The sequence below is a fragment of the Desulfovibrio desulfuricans DSM 642 genome, from assembly GCF_000420465.1.
Taxonomy (GTDB): Bacteria; Desulfobacterota; Desulfovibrionia; order Desulfovibrionales; family Desulfovibrionaceae; genus Desulfovibrio; species Desulfovibrio desulfuricans.
The window spans coordinates 37917-51300 of the sequence record NZ_ATUZ01000017.1 but is presented as its reverse complement, the minus strand read 5'-3'; the positions used below and the strand labels follow the sequence as shown (position 1 = coordinate 51300).

General features: G+C 56.8%; 12 protein-coding genes. 9 read left to right on the top strand and 3 right to left on the bottom strand.

Features of this window, described 5'->3' with window-relative positions:
* Positions 1-190: 190 nt before the first annotated feature.
* The 3 genes from G449_RS0112715 to epsC all read right to left on the bottom strand — a co-directional run bounded on the left by G449_RS0112715 (position 191) and on the right by epsC (position 2323).
* A complete protein-coding gene (locus tag G449_RS0112715; RefSeq protein ID WP_022659699.1) occupies positions 191-790 on the bottom strand; it encodes a MarC family protein in 600 nt (199 codons plus the stop codon).
* Between the two features lie 482 nt (positions 791-1272).
* Entirely contained in the window at positions 1273-1419 is a 147-nt protein-coding gene (locus G449_RS18490; protein WP_022659697.1) for a hypothetical protein, read from the bottom strand.
* The gene (epsC, locus tag G449_RS0112705) at positions 1412-2323 is read right to left on the bottom strand and encodes a serine O-acetyltransferase EpsC (RefSeq protein ID WP_022659696.1); all 912 of its coding nucleotides are present in this window, start codon (positions 2321-2323) and stop codon (positions 1412-1414) included. Before epsC ends, G449_RS18490 begins: the two co-directional genes overlap by 8 nt.
* 870 nt (positions 2324-3193) lie before the next feature.
* Between epsC and G449_RS0112695 the strand changes: the two genes are divergently transcribed.
* The 9 genes from G449_RS0112695 (at position 3194) to G449_RS0112655 (ending at position 13204) form a co-directional block, all read left to right on the top strand.
* A complete protein-coding gene (locus G449_RS0112695; RefSeq protein ID WP_022659694.1) occupies positions 3194-4585 on the top strand; it encodes an FAD-binding oxidoreductase in 1392 nt (463 codons plus the stop codon).
* Positions 4582-5850, top strand: coding sequence for a (Fe-S)-binding protein (locus G449_RS0112690; RefSeq protein WP_022659693.1), 1269 nt, complete (start codon positions 4582-4584; stop codon positions 5848-5850). Before G449_RS0112695 ends, G449_RS0112690 begins: the two co-directional genes overlap by 4 nt.
* Before the next feature lie 522 nt (positions 5851-6372).
* A complete protein-coding gene (locus G449_RS0112685) occupies positions 6373-7500 on the top strand; it encodes a 2-oxoacid:acceptor oxidoreductase subunit alpha (protein WP_022659692.1) in 1128 nt (375 codons plus the stop codon).
* A 12-nt stretch (positions 7501-7512) separates the two neighbouring features.
* A complete protein-coding gene (locus tag G449_RS0112680; RefSeq protein ID WP_022659691.1) occupies positions 7513-8343 on the top strand; it encodes a thiamine pyrophosphate-dependent enzyme in 831 nt (276 codons plus the stop codon).
* 1 nt (position 8344) lies between these two features.
* Entirely contained in the window at positions 8345-8875 is a 531-nt protein-coding gene (locus tag G449_RS0112675; protein ID WP_022659690.1) for a 2-oxoacid:ferredoxin oxidoreductase subunit gamma family protein, read from the top strand.
* Complete coding sequence (locus G449_RS17135; protein WP_022659689.1) at positions 8875-9099, top strand: 4Fe-4S dicluster domain-containing protein; 225 nt, start codon at positions 8875-8877, stop codon at positions 9097-9099. The genes G449_RS0112675 and G449_RS17135 overlap by 1 nt, the downstream gene beginning before the upstream one ends.
* Positions 9100-9115: 16 nt before the next feature.
* On the top strand, positions 9116-10021 hold the full coding sequence (locus tag G449_RS0112665) for a bifunctional enoyl-CoA hydratase/phosphate acetyltransferase (RefSeq protein WP_022659688.1): 906 nt from the start codon (positions 9116-9118) through the stop codon (positions 10019-10021).
* A 150-nt stretch (positions 10022-10171) separates the two neighbouring features.
* Positions 10172-11248 carry a butyrate kinase gene (gene buk / locus G449_RS0112660; protein WP_022659687.1) on the top strand — a complete coding sequence of 359 codons (1077 nt, stop codon included), beginning with the start codon at positions 10172-10174 and terminating at the stop codon, positions 11246-11248.
* A gap of 525 nt (positions 11249-11773) precedes the next feature.
* A complete protein-coding gene (locus G449_RS0112655; protein WP_022659686.1) occupies positions 11774-13204 on the top strand; it encodes an SLC13 family permease in 1431 nt (476 codons plus the stop codon).
* Positions 13205-13384 lie beyond the last annotated feature (180 nt).

The window sequence follows — 13384 nt, the reverse complement described above, 5'->3', positions numbered from 1 at the left end:
CTGCCGCTTGCGGCCATCGCTCCGGGCCTCGCCCCTTGCTCGCGCCCAGGGTTGTACCTGAACCACAGCCGGGGCGGCCTACCCCTCTACCGCCAAATTCTGTTTATTTTATAGAAAGCGCGGCGAAATCAGTATCTTTCGCCGCCTGTTCGCATTGTTTGCCCGAGACAGCAGGCAACGGGCAAATATTCTACCCCAGAAAGGCCCGTATACCTGTAAAGATCACCTGCGCCGCAATGGCTGCCAGCAGAAGCCCCGTCAACTTGGACAGCACGGCAATGCCCGTGCGGTGCAGGGCGCGCACCACGCCATCGGCCATGCACAGCAGCACAAACATGCCAAAGGCCGCGGCCAGCAGCGAAAAAACGCCCACCAGCACCTGATGCATCTCTGTGGCGGACGCGCCCATGACCATCACCGCGCCGATGGAGGCAGGCCCCATGCCAAGCGGTATGGCCAGCGGCACAACGCTGATGTCGCCCTCCTTGCCGGAAAGCGCGTCCTTGCCGTCATCGTTCATGAGGGAAACTGCCGTAAGAAAAAGCAACACGCCCGCGCCTATGCGAAAGGCGTCAAGCGTGAAGCCGAAAAGCGAAAACAGGTGCGGCCCAAACAGGAACAGCGTTACGCCGATAAGAAAGATGGCCGCAGAGGTTTTGGCGGCCACCCTGGATTTCTGTTTTTTGTCAAAGCCCTTGGTGCCGCTGATAAAGGCGCTCAGCACGGCAGGGGGCGTCATGAGCGCATAAATTTTGATGCTCGTGCCCACAACTTCAGTAAAAAATTCCATGCGAACTCCACTTCCTGCGCCGGAAGCCTGACGTTAGAGCAACTGCCGCCCTGCACAAATTGTTGCAAAAATCCGCGCCATGAAATGCTTGCAAGGCAATGTGTCTTGTCCGTTGCCCCCATTGTTGCCCTACAGGACGTTACCCATGAAGACAGCATGAAGGCTTTGCTGGCAGGCAAACATTTCAAAATGAAAACACACCAAGGAACACGCGCCGCGAAAGGCCCAAATTTATGAAGGCGGGAGTATGTCATGCAAGAGGCGTCATGTCCATACCGTCAGCCCGCCTGAACCTGAAATTTCCTGCACTGGCGCGCCCTGCACGGCCTGATGCCTGCGCGTTTTCGAGCACCCGCTGCCAGCATGCCAGCAACATTGCTCACAGTTTCAAAAACAAACAACAGACCCTGCCGTCCCTGCACACCTCTTGGCGCGCAAAAACGACAGGGCTTGTCAATTTGAGACAGGGGGCGCAAGCCGGGTCAATGCCCCACGCTAACGCCTGTCACCACCTGCCCTTTAGGCTTTACACTGAGGCCGCAGCCGCCAAGGTTCAGCAAGGCGGCGCACAGGGCCACGCAAGACAAGAGCAGCGCCATGCGGCGCCACAGCTTGGGGCCTTTAGTCACGGGGTTTCTCCTGAGTAATGCGGGCTCCCGCCTGTACATCCTGAGTAATCCACACATTGCCGCCGATGACGGCCCCCTTGCCCACTGTCACGCGGCCAAGAATCGTGGCCCCGGCGTAAACAGTGACGTTGTCGCACAGTATTGGGTGCCGGGGATTGCCCTTGGTGAGGGTTCCGTCCGCATTCTTGGGAAAGGAGAGCGCGCCCAGAGTCACACCCTGATACAGGCGGCAGTTACGCCCGATGATGCAGGTTTCGCCAATAACCACGCCTGTGCCATGGTCGATGAAAAATTCCTCGCCAATGGCCGCGCCAGGGTGGATGTCGATACCCGTTGTGCCGTGGGCCATTTCAGAAATGATGCGCGGAATGACCGGCACCTTGAGCTTGTAGAGTTCGTGGGCAATGCGGTGGTGAAACATGGCCCGCAGCGAAGGATAGCAGAAAATGGTCTCACCTGGGCTGGTGGCCGCAGGGTCGCCCTCGTAGGCGGCCTTGGCATCGCCAGCCAGCAGGCGACGTATTTCCGGCAGGCTGTCCATAAATGCCAGGGCGGCTTGCTGCCCCTCTGTTTCGCACGAGGTGCAGGGAATGCCCAGCCCCGCGCAGCTGAAGCAGAAGCCGCGCACTATCTGCTCGCCCAGCAGGCGGTGGATGCTGTCCAGATTGGCGGCAAGGTGATAGCGCATGGATTCGCGCCGCACAGTGGCCGCGCCAAAATAGCCGGGAAAGATAGCCGCGCGCAGACGCTCAAGTATTTCGGAAAGCACCGGCAAAGACGGCATTGGCGCGCCCTGACCAGAGCGATGCCACACGGTGCTGAGCGAATCTTCTCGGCAGAGGCGTTCAACAACGCTGTCTATGAGGGGCATGCCGATCGTGGTGATGTCCTGCTTTTTGTTCATGGCAAAATCCTGCGGAAATATTCGGTTGCGCGTGAAACCACAGGCGGCACAGGCCGGCTGCGGGCATCCCGGTAATTCTTATCAGTCTACATGGAGTTGCCCGCTGCCGCAATGGGCAGCCAGCTCCGCTCCAGAGAATACACGATAAATCATGCCCTTCGTTAAAACTTTTAACGCAAGCTGGCGTGACTTACTCCAAACCATCCAACATCCTTTCACAAAAACACTGCATGCAGAAGAAATATTCCACACGCTGCGCGCCCTAAAAACGCACTGGCCCGTTGTTATTCAGTAAGCACACTCCTGGCATAAGCAAGGCCGCAGCACAGCTTAAATCCACAAAACTGTTCTCTGCGTTTTTTCAGTCTGCCTTGCCTGCCCGCATCCGGCAGATGGGCAGAGGACAAACCTGCCGACGCCATGCCCGCAAGCTGAGTGCAGACTGCCACGAGCTGGAACCGCCCAGCACAGACCGCCGCACCGGCAAACAAAGCCATGTGCAACGCCTCAAGGTTTGATCACTTCATTTATCGCTGTGTTAATTTTTACAACCAGTACGTACGCAATATAAACGCACAATGGGGCTTCTGCGCAGCGCAATTTCAGAAAAACACACATAACCATCTAAAAAATAATGTTATTCCCCATGTGGCATGATTGCTGCTTATTTGTGGGCAATTCGTAACAAGCGCCTCAAGCTCCCGGTAAATGACGGCTCACGTTACGTCAAAACAGACAAGTTACGCGCGGAGTGTCCGCGATTTTATTGAATATGTTGTCGCCGTCTTGCTGGACGCACATACCATCGGCAGGCGTTTGGAAGGCTCAAAATTTTGCACACCGCGCCAATGCGGTTAGCGAGGAGAAAAAATGCTGACAAAAGAGGATGTTCGCACACATATCGCTTCATTTATCGGTGAAAAAAACATGCTCACCAAGCAGGAAGACCTCGTTTGCTACACCTACAACGCTGGCGGGGCGGCTCCATCGGCTTTTCTGCCCATTCTGGTAGCCTTGCCCGTCACCGCCGAAGAGGTTTCCAAAATCGTCGGCTTCTGCAATGAGCACAAAATCAGCGTGGTTACACGCTCACAGGGAAGCGGCCTCAGCGTCAACGCCATTGCTGAAAGCGACTATTCCATCATTATTTCGCTGCAACGCATGAATTCCATCATCGTGGAGCCGGAGATCCTGATGGCTGTTGTTGGCCCCGGCGCAATCACTGCTGACATCAAAAAAGCCGCCGCCGCGCACAGCCTCATGTACCCGCCGGATCCCGCCAGCTTCACGTTTTCTTCCATCGGCGGCAATGTGGCGACCGATGCAGGCGGCTTGCAGTGCGTCAAATATGGCACCACCAAAAGCTACGTCACGGGCATGCAGGTCGTGCTGGCTTCGGGCGAAATTATCCGCGCTGGCGGCAAGTGCATCAAGGACGTGACCGGCTACAACCTCACCCAGCTGTTCACGGGTTCCGAGGGCACGCTGGGCGTCATAACAGAAATCACCCTCAAGCTCATTCCCCTGCCGCAGGCAAAGCGCGCCATGCGCGTTGCCTTCAACAACATTGAAAACGCTGCCAAGGCTGTTTCTGCAATCATGACCAGCGGCGTTGTGCCCTCAATCATGGAATTTCAGGAACAGACCCTGATCCGCGCTGTTGAAGACTACACCCATGCGGGCCTGCCCGTGGATGCGGGCGCAATGCTGCTTATCGAAGTGGACGGCGATGTTTCCACCCTCAAGCCGCAGGTGGAGGTCATCCGCCGGGTGTGCGAGCAGCTGGGCATGGTCGATTTTCACGTGGCAGAAACCGCAGAAGAGGCCGAGCAGCTCTGGGTTGCGCGCCGTTCCGGCCTGCCCGCCCTTGCCCGCGTGGCAAAGGGACGCTTGGGCGGCGATCCGGCTGTGCCCATCAACAAGCTTGCCCAGGCCGTGCACATGCTCTTTGAAGTGGGCAAAAAGCACGGCATCAAGGTGAGCTGTCAGGGCCATGCGGGCGACGGCAACATTCATCCGCACTTCTTCTTCAACTCTGATGAAGAAAAGAAAACAGCCGCCAAGGCCCGTTCCGAGTTCCATTACGAAATCATCAAGATGGGCGGGACAGTTTCTGCGGAGCACGGCGTGGGCCGCGAAAAAGCGCCCTACATCACCAAGCAGCTGGGCGAAGCTCAGGTCGGGGCCATGCGAGCCATCAAAAAGGCTCTTGATCCCAACAACATCCTGAATCCTGGCTGCATCTTCGGAGGCCAGGCATGAGCAAGTCCCTGGACGAATTGAAAGCAGCCGCCCTCAAGTGCACCCGTTGCGGGCAGTGCCTCACCATCTGCCCGGTTTACGGCAAGACATACGAAGAATCCAATTCTTCACGCGGCAAGCTTTTTCTGCTGCGTTCTCTGGCGGACGGCACGGTAAAGCCCACCAAGGAGCTGATGGAACTGGCCGCCCGTTGCACCCTGTGCATGCGCTGCAAGGCCATCTGCCCTTCCGGCGTCAACACCACCGACCTGATCATGGCCTTGCGCCGCAAGATGGCGGAAGAAGGCCAGCTGCCAGCCGCAAAGAGTATCGCATTCAAAGCTGTCACCAAGGGTCGGCTGTTTGATATGGCCCTGAGCCACGCCAAACCTTTTCAGTCCATACTCTTCAAAAATACTGAAAACGGCGCGGGCAAGGTTTCACGCATTCCCATCCCCGCCGCAGGGCTGAACCTTCGCCGCGTTGTCCCGGCTCTGGCCGACAAGCCGCTGCGCAAGATCATGCCTGCCGTCAGCAGCCCCAAGGGATCCGCCCGTGCTCGGGTGGCCTTTTTCCCCGGCTGCATGCTCAACTATGTCTATGCCAATGCAGGCAAGGCCCTCATAGACGTGCTGGTTGCCAACGGCGTGGAAGTGCATTTGCTGGACAACCTTCAGTGTTGCGGCACGCCACTGTTTTCGTCCGGCGATTTTGACGGCGCGGCCCTGCTGGCTGAAAACAACGCACGCATCCTTTCACGCGGCAGCTTTGACGCCGTCATCACCGGCTGCGCCACCTGCGGCTCGGCCCTCAGCAAGGAATACGGCGAGGTGCTGCAAAACAGCGACGCGCTTTCTGCATGGGAAGGATTCAAGGACAAGGTCTTCGACATTTCCGACTTTCTCACCAGGCTTGGCCCTGCGCCCTATGTGCAGAACGTCCCCCTCAAGGCGACCTATCACGATGCCTGCCACCTTGTGCGCGGCATGGGCGTATCCAAGCAGCCCCGCGGTCTCATCCGCGCCATACCCGGCCTGCGTTTTGTGGAAATGAGCCGCCCAGATGTCTGCTGCGGTTGCGCGGGCACGTTCAGCGCCACCCACTATGACCTGTCTCAGCAGATTCTGGCGGATAAAACCAGCGACATTCTGTCCACTGGGGCGGATGTTGTCGCCACTGGCTGTTCTGCCTGCAAGATGCAGCTTATCGACGGTTTGAGCCACCGCGGCGCAAACATTCGCGTGCTGCACACTGCCGAACTGCTTGCCAAGGCATATGGCCTGTAACAGGGCCATGCCGCGTCCCCTACGCGGCGTCCCTTGCGGGCATGCTTGCTGTTTCGATTGAGCCATCTGCACAGCGAGCATGCCCGCAGGGGAAACAAGATACAGATCAACCGCAAAGTATTTATAACTACCTGTTATTTAATTTTTTTGCGGGAATACCGGATCAGCCCGACACTTCGCAGCCGTACTCAACGTTAACTTTCGCAACACATCCGAAAACATAGTTAACAAAATAAACCAGCCTTCAGAAAAAAGAGAAGCAATTTCAGCGCTGTGCAGTAATTCGTTATTTGGCATAATACTTGCTGAACTAAAAACTGCAACTCTTGGATAATGACAGAAAAATACTCTCCATAGTGTTTGTATTTTTCATATAAAAAAGAAAGTCTCAGCCATACAAACTGCAATCAATGCCGTTACTTTCGGCAAATGAAGTTGTTTTGCACAAAGAGTACACATCAATTGAGAGATGGCAGAACAATTACTGGTGGCACCACAACGGAAATGAGGTTTAGAAAGGCAATGAAAAAACAAAGCAAGCTCATCCAGGGTAACGCCGCCATAGCCCAAGGCGCGTTCTACGCAGGAGCGCGGTACTACGCCGGGTATCCCATCACCCCTTCTTCCGAAATTGCTGAAATCGCCTCGCGCGAGCTCCCCAAGCTTGGGGGCATTTTCATGCAGATGGAAGACGAACTGGCGAGCATGGGCGCCATTGTGGGCGCATCACTGGCAGGCGTGAAGTCGTTTACCGCCACCAGCGGCCCCGGTTTTTCGCTTATGCAGGAAAACCTCGGCATGGCGACCATGGGCGAAGTACCCGTGGTGGTAGTGAACGTGCAACGTTCCGGTCCATCCACAGGCCTTGCCACCAAACCGGCCCAGTCCGATATCATGCAGCTGCGCTGGGGACGGCATGGCGACCAGGAAATTATCGCGCTGACCCCGGCCTCGGTACAGGAATGCTTTGACCTGACGGTCAAGGCCTTCAACCTGTCCGAAAAATACCGCGTGCCGGTCATCATGGCCCCGGAAGAAGTTTGCGGCCACATGCGTGAAAACATTGTCATTCCCGACCAGGGTGAAGTGGAGGTTGTTGACCGCAGCCAGCCTGCCTGCGCACCCGCCGACTACAAGCCCTTCTGCTTTGACGAAGGCGCTGTTGCGCCCCTGGCCAGCTATGGCAGCGACTATGTCTTCCATGTCACAAGCTCCATGCACGGCGAAAACGGCTTTAGCTGCAATACGCCCGAAAATGCCGGACGCAGGGTCGCCCAGCTGCACACCAAGATTGCCAAGGGCCGTGATGAAATCGTCATGACGCGCTACTTCGGCAAAGAAGACTGCGATACCCTGATCATTACTTCCGGCGTGGTCACCCGCGCAGCCCGCAGCGTGGCGCAAGAGGCCAATGCCAGCGGCGGCAAGGTTGGCGTTCTCCAGCTGCAGACCCTGTGGCCCTTTGCCGATGTGGAAGTGCGGGAAGCCGCACGCAAGGCCAAGCGCATTGTTGTTGCTGAAATGAACTATTCCGGCCAGTTGGCTGGAGAAGTGAAAAAGTATGTGCCGGATCCATCGCTGGTTGTTGGGGTTAACAGCTACAACGGCAGCATCATGACCCCGGCCCAGATCGCAGCCGCCTTGAAGTAAAGGAGAAATACAATGGCACAGGCTATTTCACGCTCGCTTCTTAACAAAGAGGCACTGCCGCTCATGTGGTGTGCGGGCTGCGGCAACGGCATTGTCCTGAACGCGCTTTTGTGCGCCATGGACGAGCTGAATCTCAAAAAAGAAGACGTTCTTGTCGTCACCGGCATTGGCTGCTGGGGCAAGGCCGATGATTATATTTCCGCCAATGCCCTGCATACCACGCACGGGCGCGCCCTCACCTTCGCCACCGGCGCCAAGGCGGCCAACCCCAATCTCCACGTCATTGTTCTTATGGGCGATGGCGACGGCACCACCATTGGCGGCAACCATCTTATCCATACGGCCCGCCGCAATATGGACCTTACGGCCATCATTGTGAACAACCTGAACTACGGCATGACCGGCGGTCAGTACTCGGCAACCACGCCCAACGGGGCCATCACCAGCACGTCTGTTGGCGGCAACCCCGAGCGCGGCTTTGACGTGTGCGATCTGGTGCGCGCGGCAGGGGCCAACTTTGTGGCCCGCGAATCCGTCACCAGCGGCATGCGCCTCAAGAACCGCATTGTTGCCGGTATCCAGAAAAAAGGCTTTTCACTTATCGAAGCCATGAGTCCCTGCTCCACCCTGTTCGGCCCCCGCAACAAGATGAAGCAGCCTGTGGATATGCTGCGCAATCTCAAGGAAAAGGCCGTTTCCCAGGCCAAGTTTGATTCCATCGAGAACGCAGCGGATCTTGGCTACTTTGTCACCGGCGTCATCGCCGACAAGGACGTTCACGATTTCAACACTCGCTACGAGGCCGAGCGCGCGGTGATCACGGCCGCCAAGGGAGGAAAGTAGCATGGCCCAGTATGAATTTATCATGGCTGGCACCGGCGGGCAGGGCCTTGTGTTTTGCGCGTCCTTTCTTGCCGAAGCCGCTATTCTGGGTGGCCGCAACGTAGTGCAGTCCCAGTCGTACGGCATTTCGCAACGCGGCGGCTTTATCAGCGCCGAAGTGCTGATGGATGATGCGGAAATCCTTTTCCAGCAGGTCGTCAAACCCAACCTGATCATTGCGCTGAACGAGGTTGTGGGCACCCGCTACGACAAAGCCGTAGCCCCCGTTGTGTACGACACCTCGCTCATGAAACCCCGCCAGCTGAGCAACTGGATCGGCATCCCCATGACCGAGATCGCCCACGAGCTGGGCGCGCCCAAATCGGCCAACCTTGCCGGTCTTGGGGCGGCCATGGCGCTTACCGGGGCACTGCCTCTGGACACGTTGCTGAGCATCGCCGAGCGCAAGGGCAAACCCGAAGTGGCCAAGATTAACATGGAAGTGATCAGGCGGGGCGCTGCTGCTGCCCAAGCCGCCCGGGGGGGAAACTGATGAGCGAGGAAAAGAAAACTTTTGAAGTTTGCGTGGACGCCGTGCTCTGCAAGGGCTGCGGCTACTGCAAGGAACTCTGCCCCAAGTCCGTCTACGACTTCGGCACGGAATACAATGCGGCTGGCTACCTTTTTATGACTCCGGTCAATGCGCAGGCCTGCATAGGCTGCCGCACATGCATGATGGTCTGCCCCGACTTTGCCATTGAAGTTCTGGAAAAATAACAGGCCGGAGTCAGTCATGGTATACAAGAGCTTTGACGAACTTGAAGCAGCAGTGATGCAAAAAGCCCACAAGTGCAAGGTGGCTGTGGTGGAAGCCGCAGACGAGCATGTGCTTGAAGCTGTGCGGCACGCTGTTGAAGTGGGCCTTGTGGAGCCGCTGCTGTTTGGCAAGAAGGAAGATATCGCAGCAAAACTCAAGGCCATAGGCCTGCCGGGCGATGCCTATCCCATTGTTGAAACTGCCACGCCGCAGGAATCCGCCACAGGGGCTGGCATGGCGGTCAAGGAAGGCCGGGCCAACTTTATTCTCAAAGGCCTGATCCAGACCGGTGTTCTTCTCAAGGGGCTGTTCAAGGAAGAAACCGGCTTCCGCACCGGGCGGCTGATCTCGCACATGAACATTGTGCAGGTTGCCACCTACCCCAAGCTTCTGGCCCTGTGCGATGCCGCCATCAACATTGCGCCTTCGCTCGAACAGAAGCGCGACATTATCCAGAACGCGGTGGATGCCCTTGCGCGCATGGGCATTGATAACCCCAAGGTTGCGGTGCTGGCCTCTGCGGAAACCGTTAATGAAAAAATGCCTGAAAGCGTTGACGCCGCCGCGCTGAAAGAAATGAACAAAAACGGCCAGATCACCGGCTGCCTGATTGAAGGCCCCATATCCTACGACCTGGCGGTATGCGCTGAATCAGCCGCCACCAAGGGCTATGAAAGCCCCGTTGCAGGCGATGCCGACCTGCTGGTGTGCCCCAATATTGTCACCGCCAACGTGCTTATCAAGTGCCTGCGCCATACGGCCAACGCGCTGACCGCAGGCATAGTGGTGGGCGGCAGGGTGCCGGTGGTGCTCAATTCCCGCGCGGCAAGCGCTGAAGACAAGTTCAGAACCATGGTTCTTGCGGCCTCTGCTGCGGGATAGCCAACTGCGGATGGGCTGGCCCTGCCGCTTGCGCCCCTGAGCCAACCGCTCGCAAGGTTTCAGGCTGCCGCGCTGCAATGCAGCTCAGCGCATCAGGCGCGGCAGCCCATGACAGCAAGAGCATTTCACATTGTCCCATAAGGATATGACATGGCGGAAACCAACTATACCGTTCTTTCCATCAATCCCGGTTCCACCTCCACGCGGATTGCCGTTTACAAGAACCACGAGCTTTTGTTCCAGAAAAAAGTGGATCATCCGGCAGAATCCCTGCGCGGGTTTGAAAGCAACGTCGCCCAGTTTCCCATCCGGCTGGATGCCATACTGAAGGCGCTGCAAGAAGAGCAGTTTGACCTGCACCAGCTTTCCGCCGTGGCCGGGCGTGGCGGCAAACTGCCCCCACTGTTGCAGGGCGCGTATCTTGTTGATGAGGGCATGCTGGACTTTCTGCGGCACCGCCCCATTGACGACCACGCCTCCAACCTCGGGGCGCTGCTGGCGCACGAAATCGCCAAGCCGCTAAACATCCCCTCCTACATCTATGATGCCGTGGTGATGGATCAGATGGAAGACATCGCCAAGCTCTCCGGCCTGCCGGAAATTCGCCGCAAGGCCTCGTGCCATGCCCTCAACATGCGCGCCATGGCCATCAAGGCCGCCACGAGCAAGGGCTGGAAACTGGCGGACAAGAACATCATCGTCAGCCACATGGGTGCGGGCATCAGCGCCACGGTCATTCATCAGGGGCGCATGATTGATGTCATCACTGATGAGGAAGGCCCCTACTCGCCCGAGCGTTCCGGCGGCCTGCCCAACAGGCAGCTCATCGACCTGTGCTTTTCGGGCAAGTTTGACCGCCATTCAGCCACGCGGCGCACGCGCGGTCAGGGAGGCCTGATGGCCTACCTTGGCACCAACAATGCCCTTGAGGTTGAACGCCGCATTGCCGAAGGCGATGAAAAAGCCCGCCTTGTGTACGACGGCATGACCTATCAGGTTGCCAAGCACATTGCCTCGCTGGCTGCGGTCATCAAAGGCCAGGTGGATGTTGTGGTGCTTACCGGCGCATTGGCCAACTCCTCGTACATCATTGAGCGCGTGGTGCCCCGGATACAGTTCCTCGGCGAGGTCATGGTGCTGCCGGGAGAAAACGAGCTGGAAGCGCTGGCCTACGGAATTTTGCGCGTACTGCGCAATGAGGAAGGTTTCCATACCTTCCACGAATAGTCAGGTGCACCCGTGTCGCGCTGCTTACCCCAATCCCTGTAGATCAAGCAGCCCCCTCAGGGGCAAGGCGGATCTCCGCCTTGCCCCTGCGAGCGACATAGCGTTCCGGCCTGTTGGCGCATTGCTGACACCGCAACATTTAACTTGCTTATTGTTATACTTAGCGCAAAAAAACACTGGCGCACGGCACATTGCAGTTAGCTGAAAAACAAACAATATTTTTACGATACCCATGGCGCAAATGCGGCCCAAAGCGGGATCAAAAACAAAGCGCATAAAGAGATTCTGTGGATATCTCAAACGCGTTTAACAGACTGGTTGTTTGTGTTTGGCATGCGCGCACTAGAGCCCGGCAAGAGCGTTATTGTGGTTGTATCTGAAGTGACGCTCAACATATGAAGCAAAACACCTTTTTACGTTGGGTTGCTGGCGCCTCTTTTGCGTTTTCGGTCTGCTCCGGTTTTTTAATTTTCCATTCATTTTTTTGCCCCGAGGCCGTTCCATTTTTTACACAGAGGGAGTGTCATGGCTGAAATCGCTGCTGAAAACAAAGGGAATCTGGTCAAGAACATTCGCCTTGCGGGGTCTGTTCTTTCCATCATCCTTGGTATCTGGGTCGCCCTGCAAGCGCCGCCAGAAGGCCTGAACGAAAAGACCATGATTGCTCTTGGCATCACCGTGTGGGCTGTGGGCTGGTGGATCACCGAGATCGTGCCAGAATTTGTCACCGGTTTGATGATGTGTATCTTGTGGTCGGCCTTCAAGTGCGTGCCTTTCAAAACAGCGTTCGCCACGTTTTCCACCTCCGGCTGGTGGATCATGGTCGGTGCATTCGCCCTGGGCGCAGTGGCTGGCAAAACAGGCCTTTTAAAGCGCATCTCGCTCTGGGTGCTCAAGCTTTTCCCTGCCAGCTTTGCCGGACAGGTGTGGGGGCTGATTGGTTCGGGCACTGTGATCGGCCCGCTCATTCCCAGCATGAACGCCAAGGCCACGCTTTCTTCGCCCATTGCCATGGGCATCAGCGATGAACTTGGCATTGAACGCAAGTCCAACGCGGCCAACGGCCTGTTCGGCGCATGCTATGTGGGCTTTATCCTCATGGGGCACATGTTCATGAGCGGCTCGTTCAGCCATTACGTGCTGGTGGGCATGCTGCCCGAGGCCTATCGCGGCGTTACGTGGCTGCAGTGGCTTTTGTGGTCGTTGCCCTATGGCGTGTGCGTTTTCCTCGGCATGGGTCTTTTCATCGTGACCTGCTACAAGCCCAAGGAAAAAGTCAGCCTGCCCGCAGGCTACAGCACCGCTCAGCTTGAAAAGCTCGGGCCCATGACCCGTAATGAAAAGCTGTGCATGGGCGTGCTTATTGTCACCCTGCTTATGTGGATGACCGAATCGCTGCACAAGATATCTGCCGGTGAAGTTTCCCTGATGGCCATGTGCACACTCATGTTGCTCAAGGTTATGGACAAAAACGATTTCAAGACGGGCATCGACTGGTCGTCCGTTGTTTTCGTGGGCAGCATCCTGAACATGGCCTCGGTTATCCAGTCGCTCAAGGTTGACCGCTGGCTTGGTACGGAACTGCAGCCCCTCCTTGCCAACGTGATTTCCGAACCCGCCCTGTTCATTGTGACGCTGGTGGTTGTGGCCTCGCTCGTCAAACTGGTTATTGTGTCGCTCACATCCGCCTCGGCAATCTTTGTGCTGATTCTTCCGCCCATCATGATTGCCCACGGCATGAACCCCTGGATCGCCTGCATGGTCACTTTTGCCGGCAGCGATATCTGGTACCTGAGCTACATGAACTCCATTTACCTTTGCGCCCATTTCGGCACACAGGGCAAAATGGCACGGCACGGAGCCATGATTAAACTTTCGGCTGCCTATACCGCCATATGTATAGTGGCCTTTCTTATCAGCATACCCTACTGGAAAATGCTCGGCCTCATAAAATAGCGCGATTCCGGCGTATCTGGTACGCAAGTTGGATTTATTACGCAGTCGCGGCATGGATTTTATTGTGAAGTCCTTGCCGTGACTGCGTCGTTGAACAGAAGATACGGGATAATCGCGGCATACATGGTGCAAGACATTCCTGCCTTGCGTTGCTTGCATGGCAGGGTAATGCGGCGCTGA